The sequence below is a fragment of the Microbacterium sp. NPDC056057 genome, assembly GCF_042266945.1.
GTDB lineage: Bacteria > Actinomycetota > Actinomycetes > Actinomycetales > Microbacteriaceae > Microbacterium > Microbacterium trichothecenolyticum_C.
In genome coordinates, this window is sequence record NZ_JBHJWS010000003.1 from 253,862 (window position 1) to 269,839 (window position 15,978).

Genomic DNA, 15,978 nt, shown 5'->3' on the forward strand with positions numbered 1-15,978 from the left:
GGGGAGGAGTCAGGCGGGTTCGATGACGTTGAGCCGGTAGCCGCGCTTCACCACGGTCTTCACCAGGTCGGGGACGCCCAGCGACTCGCGGAGCCGCGCGACGGCCATCTCGACGGCGTGCGTGTTCTCGCCGGACCGCGGCAACGCCGCCTGCAGGCGAGGCCGCGACACGACACCACCCTGGGCGTCGAAAAGCGCGGCGACGATATCGGTGGCGCTGCGCGACAGCGGGATGTGCCGGCCGTCCAGCACGATGCCCGTGCTGCGCAGTTCGAGCCGCCCCGCAGAGGTGGGCAGCGACGCCGCGCCGCCCCCGCCGAAGTGGGTGACGACGGCACGCACCAGCGAGCCGAGGCGACCCCGCTCGGCGATCAGCGGCTGGAGGCCCGCATCCTGGAGGGGGCCCGCGGTGATGGGTCCGACGGCGGCCATGAGCAGGCGTCCTTCCGCCTCACGGTCGACGATCTCGTCGATCACGCCTTCGTTCCGTGCGGCGGTGATCCACTCGGCGGCGCCGGGGGCGGACGTGAACAGCACCGCGTCGACTTCGCCCTGTGCGGCGGCGGTGACCGAGCGCGAGACCGCGGCGGGGTCCGGGGGAGGACCCCAGCGATACACGGTGAGGCTCACCACGTCGGCGCCTGCGCCCTCGAACAGCTCGTCGAGGCCGTCGGCGCCCGAGCCGTGGTGCTGAACCGCCACGCGCCGGTCGGCGACACCCTCGGCGAGGAGGTACTCGCCCAGCTCGGCAGAGGTCTCGGACTCGGCCACCCAGTCGGCGGTGAGACCCGCCTGCTGGATCGCGCCGCGCGCTTTCGGGCCACGCGCCACGATCCGGGCGCGGGACAACGCGGCGTGGAGGTCGTCGAGGAGTCCGGCTTCGTCGGCGGCCTCCATCCAGCCGCGGAAGCCCACGCCGGTCGTCGCGACGACCACGTCGGGCTGCCGCGCGATCAGCTGGCGCGTCGCGGCGATGAGGGCGTCGTCATCGATGTGGGGCACGATCGTCAGCGCGGGAGCGTGGCGCACCTGAGCGCCATGACGCTCGAGCGCTGCGGCCAGCTCCGAGGAGCGACGATCGACGGCGATGACGATCGTGCAGCCGTCGAGTGCGGCCGAGAGGGTGGGGCGTGGGGTGGAGCTCAAAGGACGATGTCACCTGCCAGTTGGGGGTCGGGAAGCAGCAGCCCGGCGCGGGCCACCTCGCCGACCACGATGACGGCGGGGTTGCGCACGCCGGCGAGGCCGGCATCGACGACGACCGACCCCAGGGTACTGCGCGTCGTGCGCTGGTCGCGGTGGTGACCTCGCTCGACGATGGCGACGGGGCGATCCGCGGGGACGCCGGCGTGGAGGGCGTCCGAGACGATGCGGGGCAGTGCGCCGACGCCCATCAGGATGACCGTCGTGACGCTGTCGTCGCGGAGGGCCGCGAGCGTCGCCTCAGTCACCTCGGACGGTCCGTTCATGATGTGCACCGCTCCCGCGACACCGCGATGGGTGATCGGGATGCCGGCGGCCTGAGGCACGGCGACGGCGCTCGAGATGCCCGGCACGACGTCGACCGGGATGCCGGCGGCGAGACAGGCCGCCACCTCCTCGCCGCCGCGTCCGAAGACGAACGGGTCGCCTCCCTTGAGGCGCACCACCCGCTTGCCCGCACGCGCGCGGTCGACGAGGAGCTCGTTGATCTCGTCCTGCGGCACCGGGTGGTGGCCGGGGAGCTTGCCCACATCGATGATCTCCACGTCGGGGCCGACGTGGTCGCGGATGTCGGTCGGCCCGAGCCGGTCCATCACCACGACCTCCGCGCGCGTCAGCAGGCGCCACGCGCGCAGGGTGAGCAGGTCGATCGGACCGGGGCCTCCGCCGATGAGGTCGACGCGCCCGACGGTGGTGTTCGCGCGCCCGGTCATCGCTCGCCCTCCCAGCGGACCAGGACATGCCCGTCGTCGATGGCCACCGGCCAGACGTGCAGGCTCTTCGGCTCCTTGCCCTGTGTGTCGAGGCAGACGCCGGTGCGCAGATCGAAGACCTGCTTGTACATCGGCGAGGCGACCGTGGGGACGTCCTGCCGTGTGCCGACGATGCCGCGCGAGATGACGTGCGCGTGGCTGTAGGGGTCGAGGTTCGAGACGGCGTGGACGCGGCCCGTCGAGCCGCCGGGCCCGTGGAGCAGGAACAGTGCGATCTGCGTTCCGCCCAGGAGGGCGGCGCGGCCGCGCTCGATCTCGAGGTCGTCGAGCGCGCAGACGCGCACCCAGCCGTCGGGAGCGGTGTACTCGGCCGTCTGCGGGTCGACGAGGGTCATCGGCGCACCTCCAGGGTCGTTCCGGCGATGAGCACGCGTGAGTCGGCGCGCTCGTCCTCGGTGGCGGGTCGGGGCTGGCCGCGCTCGGCGGTGTAGGCCAGCGAGGGGTCGGGCGTCGTCGGGGCGTTGACGAACGACGCGAAGCGGCGCAGCTTCTCGGGATCCTCGAGCGTCGCCTTCCACTCGTCCTCGTATGAGTCGAGGTGGGCATCCATCGCGGCGTCGAGGTCGGCGCAGATGCCGAGGCTGTCCTCGAAGATGACCTCCCGGAGGCCCTCGATGCCGCCGTCCAGGTCCTCGAACCACGGCGCGGTCCGCTGCAGGCGGTCGGCGGTGAAGATGTAGTACATCAGGAACCGGTCGATCGCCGTGAGGAGCTCGTCGTCGTTGAGCCCCTCGGCGAGCAGCACGGCGTGGCGGGGCGTGAAGCCGCCGTTGCCGCCGACGTACATGTTCCAGCCCGCTTCGGTGGCGATCACGCCGACGTCCTTGCCGCGCGCCTCCGCGCACTCGCGCGCGCAGCCCGAGACGCCGAGCTTGATCTTGTGCGGGGAGCGCAGCCCGCGGTAGCGCAGCTCGAGCTGCACCGCCATGCCGACCGAGTCCTGCACGCCGTAGCGGCACCAGGTCGAGCCGACGCACGACTTCACGGTGCGCAGCGACTTGCCGTAGGCGTGACCCGACTCGAATCCGGCGTCCACGAGCTGCTTCCAGATCTCGGGCAGCTGCTCCAGGCGCGCGCCGAACATGTCGATCCGCTGTCCGCCGGTGATCTTCGTGTAGAGGCCGAAGTCCTTCGCGACCTGGCCGATCACGAGCAGTCCCTCGGGCGTGATCTCGCCGCCGGGGATGCGGGGGACCACCGAGTAGCTGCCGTCCTTCTGCAGGTTCGCCATGACGTGGTCGTTGGTGTCCTGCAGGGTGGCGTTCTCGCCCTCGAGCACGTGGCCGCGCACGAGCGTCGACAGGATGCTGGCGAGGGCGGGCTTGCAGATGTCGCAGCCGCGCCCCGCGCCGAAGCGCTCGATGACGGCGCTGAACGTGGTGAGACCCGACACGCGCACAGCGTCGAACAGCTGGCGGCGCGACATGTCGAAGTGCTCGCAGATGGCGTTGCTGAGCGCCGCGCCGGACTTCGCGAGCTCCGTGCCCACGATCTTCTTGACCATCATCACGCACGAGCCGCATGCCGCCCCGGCCTTGGTGCAGGACTTGATGGCCGCGACATCCGTGCAGCCTTCCTCGTGCACCGCGTGGCGGATCGCGCCCGCCGTGACGCTGTTGCACGAGCACACGAGCGCCTCGTCGGGGAGGTCGCCGGTCGGCGCGGCGACGCCGCACTCGGGCATGAGGTAGGCGGCGGGGTCGCCGCCGAGCGCGCCGCCGACGAGCGGCCGGAGCGACCCGTAGGCCGATGCGTCGCCGACGAGGATGCCGCCGAGCAGCGTCTTCGCGTCGTCCGACAGCACGAGCTTCTTGTAGACGCCGGCCACAGGGTCGGCGTACGTGACGTCGAGTGCGCCCGGCGTCTCGGCGAACGCGTCGCCGAAGCTGGCGACGTCGACGCCCGACAGCTTGAGCTTGGTCGACAGGTCGTAGCCGGGGAACGACGCCTCGCCGCCGAGCAGTCGCGTGGCGGCGACTTCGGCCATCGCATACCCGGGTGCGACCAGTCCCACGCACATGCCGTCGTAGTTGGCGACCTCGCCGATCGCCAGCACGCGGGGGTCGGAGGTCTGGCAGCCGGCGTCGATCAGCACGCCGCCGCGGGGGTGCACGTCGAGGCCCGCGTTTCGCGCCAGCTCGTCGCGCGGGCGCACGCCGACGGTGAAGACCACGACGTCGGTGCGCGCGTACGTGCCGTCGCGGAACTCGAGGCCCGTCACCTGTCCCGAACGGTCGGGGTCGAGGCGTGTGGTGACCGCTTCGGTCTTCACCGAGATGCCGCGCGACTCGATGAGTCGACGCAGGGCGTTGCCGGCGGGAAGGTCGAGCTGCGCCGACATGAGCCGGTCGGAGGACTGGACCACCGTGCAGTCGACGTCGAGTCCCTGGAGGGCGCCTGCGGCCTCGAGTCCGAGGAGTCCGCCGCCGATCACGGTGCCGACGAGGGGCCGTCCGAGCTCGGTCGACCGCTGCTGGACGAACTGCTCGAGCTTCTCGACGTCGTCGAGGGTGCGGTAGACGAAGCAGCCTTCGAGACCGAAGCCGTCCACGGCGAGCTTCGCGGCATACGAGCCGGTCGCAAGGATCAGCCGGTCGTAGGCGAGGCTCGTGCCGCTGCGGGTCGTCACGCGGCGCGCAGCACGGTCGATGCGGGTGACGGCCTCGCCGCGGAGGAACCGCACGCGCTCGTCGTCGAGCACCGCGCGCTCGAGCTCGAGATCCTCGGGCGAGGCGCCGGCGAAGAACCCGGTGAGGCCGACGCGGTCGTAGGGGTGACGCTCCTCTTCGCCGATGAGCGTGATGCGCCACTCTTCGCCGGCCCGGCTGAGCAGGCTCTCGACGAAGCGGTGCGCCACCATGCCCGCGCCGACGATCACCACGTGGGTGCCGAGGGCAGGGGTCTCGCTCATGCCGTCACCGTACGCCGGTGATGTTGCAGCAGCGTCAGCGTCATGTTTCCGGCTGTTGACACGGTCGCGGTGGGCCATGGCTCCTCCTCGGGGGGCAGACGTCTCGGTGACGCTGACGCTACGAGCGCGGTGTTTCACCGCCGGACCACGGGCGGTTACCCCGAGCGAACGTTTCGATCACACCGGCCGGCCTGGGAAAGTGAGAAGAGCGGAGAGGATGCTGCGACCTGTAGGGCGCCCGCGGGCGCGCGGCCCTCCGGCCGGAAGCTCTTGCCGCGCGGGGTGAAGAGGAGGATTCTCTGCTGCATGGGAACCTCGCTTCGCGCGAGCTCCAGCTGATCCGCTCTCAGTTCGCGTTCCCGCTCCGCGACCGCACCGTGACGAACAATGCCGCGAGCACTCAGCCTCCGCTCGCCGTGTTCGAGCTGTTGCGCGACCTGTCGGAGACGTACGAGAACGTCCACCGCGGGCAGTCCGATGCGTCCATCCGGACCACCGAGATGTTCGAGGCGTCCTTCGACACCATCGCGGCGTGGATCAACGCGCCATCGAGACGCACGCTGTCGATGCACCGCAGCACGACGGAGGCGATCAACGCCGCGATGTACTCGCTGATGGCCGACTTCCGCGACGGCGACAACGTCGTCACGACCCTCATGGAGCACAACTCGAACTACGTCCCCTGGCATGCGCTGTGCCGCGAGATCCTGCCGAGGTTCGGCCGGCGGGTGGAATGCCGGCTCGCGCGATTCGACCATGAGACCGGAGAGCTCGATCTGGAGCACCTCGCCTCACTGGTGGACGCCCGCACGAAGCTCGTGTGCTGCACGGGCGGGTCGAACTTCCTGGGGACGAAGCCGCCGCTGGACAGCGTGCGCGCGATCGCGGACGCGGGCGGGTACGCCCAGCCTGACGGCCGCCGCGGTGCGCTGCTCCTCGTCGACGCCGCCCAGCGGTTCGCGAGCTCACGCGTGGACGTGCAGGCGATGGATGCCGACTTCGCGGCGTTCTCTTTCCACAAGCTGCTCGCGCCCTTCGGAGTCGGCGTGCTCTACGCGAAGGAGACGCTTCGAGAATCGCTTCCGCCGTTCCTGTACGGGGGCGACATGATCGCCGAGGGGCGGGTCTTCCCGGACCGCGTCGAGTACAACGAGCTGCCGTGGAAGCACTCCGCCGGCACCCCGAACATCCTCGGGGTGATCGCGTCGGCGCAGACGCTCCGCCTCATCGTCGACATGGTCGGCGCAGATGCCGAGCGGGCCTGGTTCCGCACGGATGACCCGCTCAACTCTGCGGCCGTGGACGCCGCCATGGCGATCGTCGCCGAGCACGCGGCATCCCTCACCCAACAGGCGTTGGAGGAACTGTGGGCCATCGACGGACTGAATGTGTACGGCGTGCCCCGGGGGAGGGAGCGGACTCCGCTCGTCGCGTTCAACGTCGATGGGCACTCGCCGTTCGACATCGCCCGGGCGCTCAACGCGCAGGGCGTCGAGTCGCGCGCCGGCTGTCATTGCGCGACGCTCGCGCACCACGACCTGGGGATCGATCCCCCCGCGAGCTGCCGCGTGAGCTTCACCCTCTACAACACCCCCGAAGACGTCGACCGCGTCGTCGACGCCGTCCGGCAGGCGGTCGATGCGCCCGAGCGGTTCGCCGTCGCTCCGACGCTCGAGGGCGCTTCGCAGGCGGTCAACGAGATCGCTGGACGCGTGTGAGCTCCGCAGTTCGTCGACCCTGCTCCGATAGGGTGTACCGACCCGACGGCGAGGAGAAGATTCGTGCACACCTGGCCGGGATCGGCATATCCGCTCGGAGCGACGTTCGACGGGAGCGGCACGAACTTCGCGCTGTTCAGCGAGGGCGCCGAGCGCGTCGAACTCTGCCTGTTCGGCGAGCGCGGCGCCGAGACCCGCCTCGACCTCGTGGAGGTCGACGCGTTCGTGTGGCACACGTACGTGCCGAACATCCAGCCCGGCCAGCGATACGGCTATCGCGTCCACGGCCCCTACGATCCCGCGAACGGCCTGCGCTTCAACCCCGCCAAGCTGCTCCTCGACCCGTACGCGAAGGCGGTCGAAGGCGCGGTCACGTGGGGGCAGTCGGTCTACGGCTACACGTTCGGGGATCCCGACTCGCGCAACGACGACGACTCCGCCGCCGACATGATCAAGGGCGTCGTCGTCAATCCCTTCTTCGACTGGGCGGGCGACCGCCGGCCGGGGACGCCGTACTCCGAGACGCTCATCTACGAGGCGCACGTCCGCGGACTCACCGAGCGCCACCCCGCGATCCCGGAGGACATGCGCGGCACCTACAGCGCCGTCGCGCATCCGGCGATCATCGAGCACCTCACGAAACTCGGCGTGACGGCGATCGAGCTGATGCCGGTGCACCAGTTCGTCGACGACGCGGTGCTGAAGGAGAAAGGGCTCTCGAACTACTGGGGCTACAACTCGATCTCGTACTTCGCCCCCCACAACCGCTACGCCGCGACCGGCGACCGCGGTCAGCAGGTGCAGGAGTTCAAGGGAATGGTGCGCGCACTGCACGCCGCGGGCATCGAGGTGATCCTCGACGTCGTCTACAACCACACCGCCGAAGGCAATCACCTCGGGCCGACGCTCTCGATGCGGGGCATCGACAACGCCGCGTACTACAAGCTCGACGATGACAAGCGCTACTACACCGATTACACGGGCACCGGCAACAGCCTCAACGTGCGCAACCCGCACTCGCTGCAGCTGCTCATGGACTCGCTGCGGTACTGGGTGCTCGAGATGCACGTCGACGGGTTCCGCTTCGACCTCGCCTCCGCCCTGGCGCGCGAGTTCTACGACGTCGACCGCCTGTCGACCTTCTTCGAACTCGTCCAGCAGGACCCCGTGGTCTCGCAGGTGAAGCTCATCGCCGAGCCGTGGGACGTCGGTCCCGGCGGCTACCAGGTGGGAAACTTCCCACCCCAGTGGACCGAGTGGAACGGCAAGTACCGCGACACCGTCCGCGACTTCTGGCGCGGTGAGCCGCAGGCGCTCGGCGAGTTCGCCTCACGGCTCACCGGGTCGAGCGACCTGTACGAGCACTCCGGGCGCCGGCCCGTGGCATCCGTCAACTTCGTCACGGCCCACGACGGGTTCACGCTGCGCGATCTCGTGTCGTACAACGAGAAGCACAACGACGCCAACGGAGAGGACGGCCGCGACGGGGCCGACGACAACCGCTCCGACAACTTCGGCGTCGAAGGCCCCACCGACGACCCCGCGGTGCTGACGATGCGCGCCCGCCAGCAGCGCAACTTCATCGCGACGCTCATGCTCAGCCAGGGCGTTCCCATGCTTCTGCACGGCGACGAGCTCGGCCGCACGCAGCAGGGGAACAACAACGGCTACGCGCAGGACAACGAGACCACGTGGATCGACTGGGATGCTGCGGACCGCCCGCTGCTCGAATTCACGGCGGCGATGAGCCGGCTGCGGCGCGACCACCCCACGTTCCGCCGTCGGCGCTTCTTCGAGGGCCGTCCGGTGCGCCGCGACGCCGGCGTTCCGATCCAGGACATCGCGTGGCTCCGCCCCGACGGGACGCTCATGCAGCCGGACGACTGGGAGTCCGGCTTCGGGCGAGCGGTCGGCGTCTTCCTGAACGGTCAGGGCATCCGCGAGAAGGACCGGCGCGGCGAACCGATCCGCGACCGCCACTTCATCGTCCTGTTCAATGCCGGCGACGACATCATCGACTTCCGCATCCCGGTGGTCGAGTTCAGCCCCGACTGGGAGGTCGTCATCGACACGGCGGGGGAGCGCGCAGACTCGGCGCTCATCGAGCCGGGCGACATCCTGCGCCTCGCGGCGAAGTCGCTCATCGTGCTGAGCGAGCACCCGCGGGTCGAGCGCGAGGTCGATCATTCGGTGGCGGCATCGCTCGCCGCCCTCGCCGGCGCAGGGACGCCCGCGCATGCGCCCCGCGCGGAGCTGCGCACCTGACCGGACCGGTCAGGTGGACCGAATCAGGCGACGCCGAGCCAGGACCGGTCGGTGAGGACGATGGGGCCGTCCTCGGTGATCGCGACGGTGTGCTCGGCGTGGGCGCCACGGGATCCGTCGACCGAGCGCAGAGTCCAGCCGTCCGGGTCGGTCACGAGCTCGTCGGTGGTCTGCAGGAACCACGGCTCGAGCGCGACCACGAGGCCCGCGCGGAGCGGGTAGCCGCGTCCGGCCTTGCCGTCGTTGGGCACGTGCGGGTCGCCGTGCATGATCCTGCCGACGCCGTGACCGCCGAAGTCGGTGTTGATGGCGTAGCCGTCGGCGTGCGCGACCGCGGCGATCGACGCGGAGATGTCGCCGATGCGGTTGCCCACCGTCGCCGCGCCGATGGCGGCGGCCAGCGCACGCTCGGTCGTGTCGATGAGCGCGAGGTCCTCGTCCCGCGGGGTGCCCACGACGAACGAGACGGCGGAATCTGCCACCCAGCCGTCCACCGAGACCGCGAAGTCGAGCGAGACGAGGTCGCCGTCGCGCAGAGCGTAGTCGAAGGGGAGTCCATGCAGGACGGCGTCGTTCACCGAGGTGCAGATGACCTTCCCGAAGGGGCGGGCGCCGAACGACGGGTGGTAGTCGATGTAGCACGACTCGGCGCCGGCTCGGCGGATGAGGTCGTGCGCGCGACGGTCGATCGCCAGGAGGTTCGTGCCCACCTTGGTCTCGTCGCGCAGCGTCGCGAGGGTCTCGGCGACGAATCGCCCTGCGGGCTTCATCGCCTCGATCTCGGCAGGCGTGCGCAACTCGATCATGTAGGGGATCCTCTCGTTCTCCTCCATTCTGTCTGACCCGTCGGCGCGGGGCTGGGAGGATGCTCCGCGGCACGCTGAAGCGGACCACCGGGGACGTGTGCGGGCGTAGCATCAGTGACATGTGGCTGCGTCGCGCATTCTTCGGCTGGCTGATCCCGGCGGCCTTCCTGCTGCCGCTGTGGCTCCTGGTCGGATGGGCCGTCTTCAACGCGGGCGGCTGGGCGTTCCTCTGGGTGCTGTTCCTCGCCATCCCGGGCGTCTTCCTGTGGCAGCTGCTCCTCACCGTGCTGGTGCGGGCGCGCGGAACCGTGCGGGCTCACCGCGCCGTCTCGTGGTGGGACGTGCTCGGGTTCACGGTGTGGCACCTGCTCGTCATCTCGCTCGGCTTCTTCGCCGAGGCGTGGTGGGCGCCCGTCATGGTGGTGGCGATCCTCGCGGGCGTCGGCCTCTTCTGGCTCGAGCTGTGGCAGCTGTGGAGCGAGGCGCGGCCCTCGCGATTCGTCCTGCACACCTCCGAGGGCCTCGCCTACATCCCCGCGGAGACCGACGCGCCGGAGGCTGCTCCGCGCGAGGTCATCGTCATCTCGGAGAAGCAGAGTCCACCCGCGAGCTGACGCGGTTTGGCCGGGTGCGGCATCCATGGCAGAATGGTTGTTTGTGCCCTGACCGGTTCTGCCTCAGGGGAACCAGCTGGACGGCGTCACGCCGAAGGCCTGCGGCACACTCAGTCCTTTACCATCCTTCCCGCGGTCGACCTGTGGCGGCCGCAGAGAGAGACGATCATGCAGATCCTCGACGCCGTCGACGCGGCTTCACTCCGCTCCGACATCCCCGCCTTCAACGCCGGCGACACCGTGAAGGTGCACGTCAACATCACCGAGGGCAACCGCTCGCGTATCCAGGTCTTCCAGGGCGTCGTCATCGGCCGCTCCGGCGACAGCGTTCGCGAGACCTTCACGGTCCGCAAGATCAGCTTCCAGGTCGGCGTCGAGCGCACCTTCCCGGTGCACTCCCCGGTCATCGACCACATCGAGGTCGTGACCCGTGGTGACGTGCGTCGCGCGAAGCTCTACTACCTGCGCAACCTCCGTGGCAAGAAGGCCAAGATCAAGGAGAAGCGCGAGAGCAACTGACGCTCTCCCTGCAGCGCTGTCACGAAGCCCCGGACCGACCAGGCCCGGGGCTTCGTCCGTACTCCGGAAGGGCCGGAATGTGCGACCCTTGAAGGCGGGCCGCCGCGACCGTCGGCACCCGCGAAGGAACTCATGACGACCGAGAAGTCGGCTCCGGCCGAGCCGGCGCCCGGGCCCGAGCCCGCTGCGACCATTCAGCCGCGTCGTCGGGGCTGGCTGGTGTTCCTTCGCGATGTCGTCGTGATCATCCTGATCGCCGTCCTCGTCTCGCTCGTGGTGAAGACGTTCCTCGTGCGGTCGTTCTACATCCCCTCGGGGTCGATGGAGGACACCCTCCACGTCAAGGACCGCATCCTCGTCGACGAGATCACGCCGCGATTCGGCGGTTACGAGCGCGGCGACATCGTCGTGTTCCAGGATCCGGGCGGATGGCTGCCGCCCAGCACGGCCCCCGCGCGTCCTCCGATCGTCGAGGGCGTCGAGTGGGTGCTGTCCCTCGTCGGCCTCGCGGCGCCCGACAGCGACGACCATCTCGTGAAGCGCATCATCGGGGTTCCCGGCGACCACGTCGTGTGCTGCAACGCCATCGGGCAGATCACTGTCAACGATGTGCCCATCGACGAGAGCGCGTACCTCAAGCTGCCGGCCGGGGAGACCGCCGCTTCGGGCGACCCCTTCGACGTGACGGTCCCCGAGGGCAGCCTCTGGGTGCTCGGCGACAACCGCTACCGCTCGAAGGACTCGCGGTACAACACGGATCAGCCCGGCAAGGGCTTCGTGCCCATCGACAACCTCGTCGGCCGTGCGTTCCTCGTGACGTGGCCGTTCGACCGGTTCGGCCTGCTGGACTTCCACCACGACGTGTTCGCCGGGGTTCCCGACGCGGAGCCGGAGGGCGGCGCGAAGTGACCGTCGCCGAGCCCCGCCTCACGCTCGAGCGACGGCTCCTGCGCGAGCACACGCTCGTCATCGCGTGCGACGAGGTGGGGCGAGGCGCATTGGCGGGTCCGGTCGCGGTCGGCGCGGCAGTCGTGGACGCCCCGCGATCGCGCAAACGCATTCCGCAGGGACTGCGTGACTCGAAGCTCGTCCCCGAACCGAAGCGCGCCGACGTCGCGGCACGCGCGGCATCGTGGGTCGCCGCAAGCGCCGTCGGGTGGGCAAGCTCCGAGGAGATCGACGAGATCGGCATCATGCGCGCCCTCGGGCTCGCCTCGATCCGCGCCATCGCGGATCTCCGCGCGCACGGCGTCGTGCCGGAGGACGCCATCGTCATCCTCGACGGCAACTACGACTACATCCGCCCAGCCGGTGAGTGGGGACTCACCGTGCGCCCGGTGATCAAGGCCGACCGCGACTGCGCCTCGGCGGCTGCGGCATCGGTCATCGCCAAGGTCGCGCGCGACCGCCTCATGACCGAGCTGCATGACGAGCTCCCGGAGTACAACTGGGCGCGCAACAAGGGCTACGCCAGCCCCGACCATCGTGAAGCCATCCGCACGCACGGCATCAGCCGGCACCACCGGGCCTCGTGGTCGATCGCCGAGGCGCCGACGCTGTTCTGAGCGTTCGCCACACGCGCAGGCGGGTCGCCGCACCCGCTCGCGCCCATAGGATGGATTCACCATGGATGACGAGGTCTTCGAAGACTACGACCGCGAGCTCGAACTCGCTCTGTACCGCGAGTACCGCGATGTCGTCTCGCAGTTCCAGTACGTGATCGAGACGGAGCGGCGCTTCTACCTCGCGAACGAGGTCAACGTCGTACGCCGCGACACCGAGCACGATTTCTACTTCGAGATCTCGATGTCCGACGTGTGGGTCTGGGACATCTACCGCGCCGACCGTTTCGTGAAGGCGGTACGCGTGCTGACCTTCAAGGACGTCAACGTCGAAGAGCTCTCGCGCCGTGATTTCCACCTCCCCGAGGAACTCTCGCTCGACACCTGAGCGGGCCTGACGCCTCCTCCCCAGCCTGCCGATTCCGGGACTCACCGCGAGTTCTGAACGGATGCCGCGGCCCCGCGTCCGCGCGCCTGCACGGGCGCGCGACGATGCCGGAATGGCAGATAAAGATGTCCTCGGTCGGGCGGGCGAGGACCGCGCCGCCCGGTACTTCGAGGCGCAGGGATTCACCGTCCTGGTGCGCAATTGGCGATGCCGCGACGGCGAGATCGACCTCGTGGTGGCCGATCGCTCGGCAGTGGTCGTCGTCGAGGTCAAGACGCGGCGTGACGAGGGGTTCGGGCACCCGTTCGAGGCGATCGACGCACGCAAGCGCGGAAGGCTCTGGCGCCTCTCGATCGCGTGGGCGAGCGCACACCGCGAGCTCGTGCAGGGACGACGGCTGCGCATCGACGCGGTCGGCCTCATCGGCGCCGACCCTCGCACCGCGCGCTTGGAGCACCTCGTCGACGTGGAGGTGCCGTGAAGGTCGCACGCACCTGGGCCGTCGCCCTCGTCGGGGCCGAGGGCGAATGCGTCGAGGTCGAGGCGGACCTCTCGAATCAGCAGCCGGACTTCCGCATCATCGGGCTTCCCGACAAAGCTCTCGGCGAGTCGGTCCAGCGCGTGCACAACGCCTGCGCCAACACCGGCACGCCGCTCACGCGACGACGACTCACGGTCAATCTCTCGCCCGCGAGTCTGCCCAAGCAGGGCTCCGGATTCGACGTCGCGATCGCCGTCGCGTCTCTCGCCACCGAGACCTCCATGGATGCGGCCTCAGTCGCGTCGGCGGTCCACATCGGCGAGCTCGGGCTCGACGGGCGCCTCCGGCCGGTGCCAGGCGTCCTTCCGGCCGTGGTGGCCGCACGGCGGGCCGGGCATCGACGCGTCGTCGTTCCCCACGCGAACGGCCCCGAGGCCTCGCTCGTCGACGGCGTCGAGGTCCTCGCCGCCGTCAACCTCGCGCAGGTGATCGCCTGGCACGGCGGCGACGTCGAAGTCTCCGACGACGAACCGGTCGCGCTCCCGGACGACGAGGAGGCGGCCGAGCCCTCGCTGGATCTCGCGGAGGTGATCGGCCAGCGCGACGCCGTCGAGGCGCTCGTGGTCGCAGCGGCGGGCGGTCATCACCTGCTGATGTGCGGGCCGCCAGGGGCGGGCAAGACGATGCTCGCACGGAGACTGCCCGGAATACTTCCCGAACTCGACGACCGTGCGGCGCTGGCGGCGGCATCGATCCGGAGCCTCGCCGGCTCCCGGGTGGTCGAGCTCTCGCGCACCCCGCCGTTCGTCGCCCCTCACCACAGTGCGAGCGTCGCCGCGCTGGTCGGCGGCGGTTCCCGAGTGGTGCGCCCGGGGGCGATCGCGCGCGCGAGCGAGGGTGTGCTGTTCCTGGACGAGGCCGGCGAGTTCGCAGCAAGTGCGCTGGACGCCTTGCGGCAGCCCCTCGAGTCCGGCGCCATCACGATCGACCGCGCGGGCGCGCACGCCGAGTATCCGGCCCGGTTCCAACTCGTGCTCGCCACGAACCCGTGCCCGTGCGGCGACTACGGCATCCGCGGCGGCACGTGCACGTGTCCACCGGCCGCGATCCGCCGTTATCTCGGCCGGCTGTCCGGACCGCTCCTGGACCGCATGGACATCGAGCTGACGCTGACGCGCGTCGCTGTGGCGCAACGCGGCACCGGGCCGACGGTCTCTACCGAGAGCGCGCGAGCGCAGGTCGCCGATGCGCGGGCACGCGCGAGCCACCGCCTCGCCGAGACGCCGTGGAAGGTGAACGCCGACGTGCCGGGAGCGTGGCTGCGCGAGGGACCGGCCGCGCCGTCCCCGGTCGTCCGACGCCCGCTCGACGCCGCACTCCACCGCGGATCGCTCACCCTGCGGGCGTACGACCGGGTCTTGCGCGTCGCATGGTCGTTGGCCGATATCGAGGGCCGCGCCCAGCTCGGGGCGGAGCATGTCGGGCGCGCCCTCTACCTGAAGAAGGGGATCGCACTGTGATCGCGTTCGACCTGAGCGCCGGCGCCGCCCGACGGGCGTTGTCGCCCGCGGGCATCGAGTACGACGCGGATGAGGGCCGGACTCGGTATGCAACGGCTGTCTGGTGCCAGCTCATCGAGCCGGGCGACTCCGTCGCCGGCCGCATCATCGGCGCGCGCGGCCCCGTCGCGGCGCTGGAAGCCGTGCTGGGGGGCGCGGAGCTGTCCGAACTCACGCCGAAGGAGCTCGCCGAAGGGCGCAAGCGCTGGCTTCCGCGACTGTCGGCGGGCGCGGTGGCCGAATCACTGGCCGCAGCGGCGGCACGGGGCGTGACGCTGCTCACGCGCGGCGATCCGGACTGGCCGACCCAGCTCGACGACCTCGGCGCGCATGCCCCCCTGTGCCTGTGGGTGCGCGGTGATGCCTCGGCGCTGCGCCGGCTCGAGGCATCGGTCGCGATCGTCGGCGCCAGGGCCGCCTCCCACTACGGCGACCACGTGGCGAGGGAGCTCGCCGCCGACCTGGCGGGCAGCGGCATCGCCGTGGTGTCGGGCGGCGCCTACGGCATCGACGGCGCAGCGCACCGGGCGGCCCTTCTCGCCGGCGGACTCACCGTCGCGCTGCTCGCGGGCGGTGCCGACCGCGCGTATCCCGCGGGCCACACTCAGCTGATCGACGACGTCGCGCGACGAGGTGTCGTGGTGAGCGAGGTGGCGTGCGGCTCGGCGCCGACGAAGTGGCGCTTCCTGCAGCGGAACCGGCTGATCGCCGCCCTCTCGGCCGCCACGGTGGTCGTGGAGGCCGGCTGGCGCAGCGGATCGCTCAATACCGCGGGCCATGCGGCGACGTTGTCGCGCCCGCTCGGCGCCGTCCCCGGCCAGATCACATCCGCGACGTCGGCAGGCACGCACCGGCTCATCCGGGAGTACGGCGCCCAGTGCATCACGAGTGCGGATGACGTCCGCGAGCTGCTCGGGATGGGAGGGGCGATGGATGCCGCCCCCTCCGTCGGCGGGACGTACACCGGGGACGCGACCCGTGTGAAGGATGCCATGAGCACCCGTGTGTGGCGGGATGCCTGCGCGATCGCCCGACGGGCGGGGATGGCGGCCGACGTCGTGGAGGGGATCCTCGGGCTGCTGGCGCTCGATGGAGCGGTCGAGTCGGGGATCGAGGGCTGGCGGCTGCCACGGGTCGGAGCGTGATCGACGGATGGCGGAGCGTCTTCGGGTGCGTCGC

At 70.5% G+C, this 15,978-nt stretch carries 15 protein-coding genes; 10 read left to right on the plus strand and 5 right to left on the minus strand.

Annotated features, from left to right (window positions below):
* Positions 1-9: 9 nt before the first annotated feature.
* Genes ACFC1K_RS13255 through nirB form a run of 4 tightly spaced genes read right to left on the minus strand, consistent with a single transcriptional unit; the run spans position 10 to position 4,887 of the window.
* The gene (locus tag ACFC1K_RS13255) at positions 10-1,146 is read right to left on the minus strand and encodes a uroporphyrinogen-III synthase (protein WP_375871987.1); all 1,137 of its coding nucleotides are present in this window, start codon (positions 1,144-1,146) and stop codon (positions 10-12) included.
* Positions 1,143-1,916 carry a uroporphyrinogen-III C-methyltransferase gene (gene cobA / locus ACFC1K_RS13260; protein ID WP_375871988.1) on the minus strand — a complete coding sequence of 258 codons (774 nt, stop codon included), beginning with the start codon at positions 1,914-1,916 and terminating at the stop codon, positions 1,143-1,145. Before cobA ends, ACFC1K_RS13255 begins: the two co-directional genes overlap by 4 nt.
* A complete protein-coding gene (gene nirD / locus ACFC1K_RS13265) occupies positions 1,913-2,311 on the minus strand; it encodes a nitrite reductase small subunit NirD (protein WP_375871989.1) in 399 nt (132 codons plus the stop codon). The genes cobA and nirD overlap by 4 nt, the downstream gene beginning before the upstream one ends.
* Positions 2,308-4,887, minus strand: a complete 2,580-nt coding sequence (nirB, locus tag ACFC1K_RS13270; RefSeq protein WP_375871990.1) for a nitrite reductase large subunit NirB — start codon at positions 4,885-4,887, stop codon at positions 2,308-2,310. Before nirB ends, nirD begins: the two co-directional genes overlap by 4 nt.
* Before the next feature lie 377 nt (positions 4,888-5,264).
* Between nirB and ACFC1K_RS13275 the strand changes: the two genes are divergently transcribed.
* On the plus strand, positions 5,265-6,605 hold the full coding sequence (locus ACFC1K_RS13275; protein WP_375871991.1) for an aminotransferase class V-fold PLP-dependent enzyme: 1,341 nt from the start codon (positions 5,265-5,267) through the stop codon (positions 6,603-6,605).
* A gap of 63 nt (positions 6,606-6,668) precedes the next feature.
* Positions 6,669-8,870 (plus strand): glycogen debranching protein GlgX, encoded by a 2,202-nt coding sequence (gene glgX / locus ACFC1K_RS13280; RefSeq protein ID WP_375871992.1) that lies wholly within the window; start codon positions 6,669-6,671, stop codon positions 8,868-8,870.
* Positions 8,871-8,893: 23 nt separating this feature from the next.
* Here glgX and map read toward each other — a convergent pair whose 3' ends face one another.
* Complete coding sequence (gene map / locus ACFC1K_RS13285) at positions 8,894-9,676, minus strand: type I methionyl aminopeptidase (RefSeq protein WP_310291215.1); 783 nt, start codon at positions 9,674-9,676, stop codon at positions 8,894-8,896.
* Positions 9,677-9,795: 119 nt separating this feature from the next.
* Between map and ACFC1K_RS13290 the strand changes: the two genes are divergently transcribed.
* The 8 genes from ACFC1K_RS13290 to dprA all read left to right on the plus strand — a co-directional run bounded on the left by ACFC1K_RS13290 (position 9,796) and on the right by dprA (position 15,944).
* Complete coding sequence (locus ACFC1K_RS13290) at positions 9,796-10,290, plus strand: MFS transporter permease (RefSeq protein WP_375871993.1); 495 nt, start codon at positions 9,796-9,798, stop codon at positions 10,288-10,290.
* Between the two features lie 168 nt (positions 10,291-10,458).
* On the plus strand, positions 10,459-10,809 hold the full coding sequence (gene rplS, locus ACFC1K_RS13295; RefSeq protein WP_310291209.1) for a 50S ribosomal protein L19: 351 nt from the start codon (positions 10,459-10,461) through the stop codon (positions 10,807-10,809).
* A 132-nt stretch (positions 10,810-10,941) separates the two neighbouring features.
* Positions 10,942-11,718 (plus strand): signal peptidase I, encoded by a 777-nt coding sequence (lepB, locus tag ACFC1K_RS13300; RefSeq protein WP_375871994.1) that lies wholly within the window; start codon positions 10,942-10,944, stop codon positions 11,716-11,718.
* Positions 11,715-12,374 (plus strand): ribonuclease HII, encoded by a 660-nt coding sequence (locus tag ACFC1K_RS13305; protein ID WP_310291205.1) that lies wholly within the window; start codon positions 11,715-11,717, stop codon positions 12,372-12,374. The genes lepB and ACFC1K_RS13305 overlap by 4 nt, the downstream gene beginning before the upstream one ends.
* 61 nt (positions 12,375-12,435) lie before the next feature.
* On the plus strand, positions 12,436-12,759 hold the full coding sequence (locus tag ACFC1K_RS13310) for a DUF2469 family protein (RefSeq protein WP_045297888.1): 324 nt from the start codon (positions 12,436-12,438) through the stop codon (positions 12,757-12,759).
* Between the two features lie 112 nt (positions 12,760-12,871).
* Complete coding sequence (locus ACFC1K_RS13315) at positions 12,872-13,240, plus strand: YraN family protein (RefSeq protein ID WP_375871995.1); 369 nt, start codon at positions 12,872-12,874, stop codon at positions 13,238-13,240.
* Complete coding sequence (locus ACFC1K_RS13320; RefSeq protein ID WP_375871996.1) at positions 13,237-14,760, plus strand: YifB family Mg chelatase-like AAA ATPase; 1,524 nt, start codon at positions 13,237-13,239, stop codon at positions 14,758-14,760. Before ACFC1K_RS13315 ends, ACFC1K_RS13320 begins: the two co-directional genes overlap by 4 nt.
* On the plus strand, positions 14,757-15,944 hold the full coding sequence (gene dprA / locus ACFC1K_RS13325) for a DNA-processing protein DprA (protein WP_375871997.1): 1,188 nt from the start codon (positions 14,757-14,759) through the stop codon (positions 15,942-15,944). Before ACFC1K_RS13320 ends, dprA begins: the two co-directional genes overlap by 4 nt.
* Positions 15,945-15,978 lie beyond the last annotated feature (34 nt).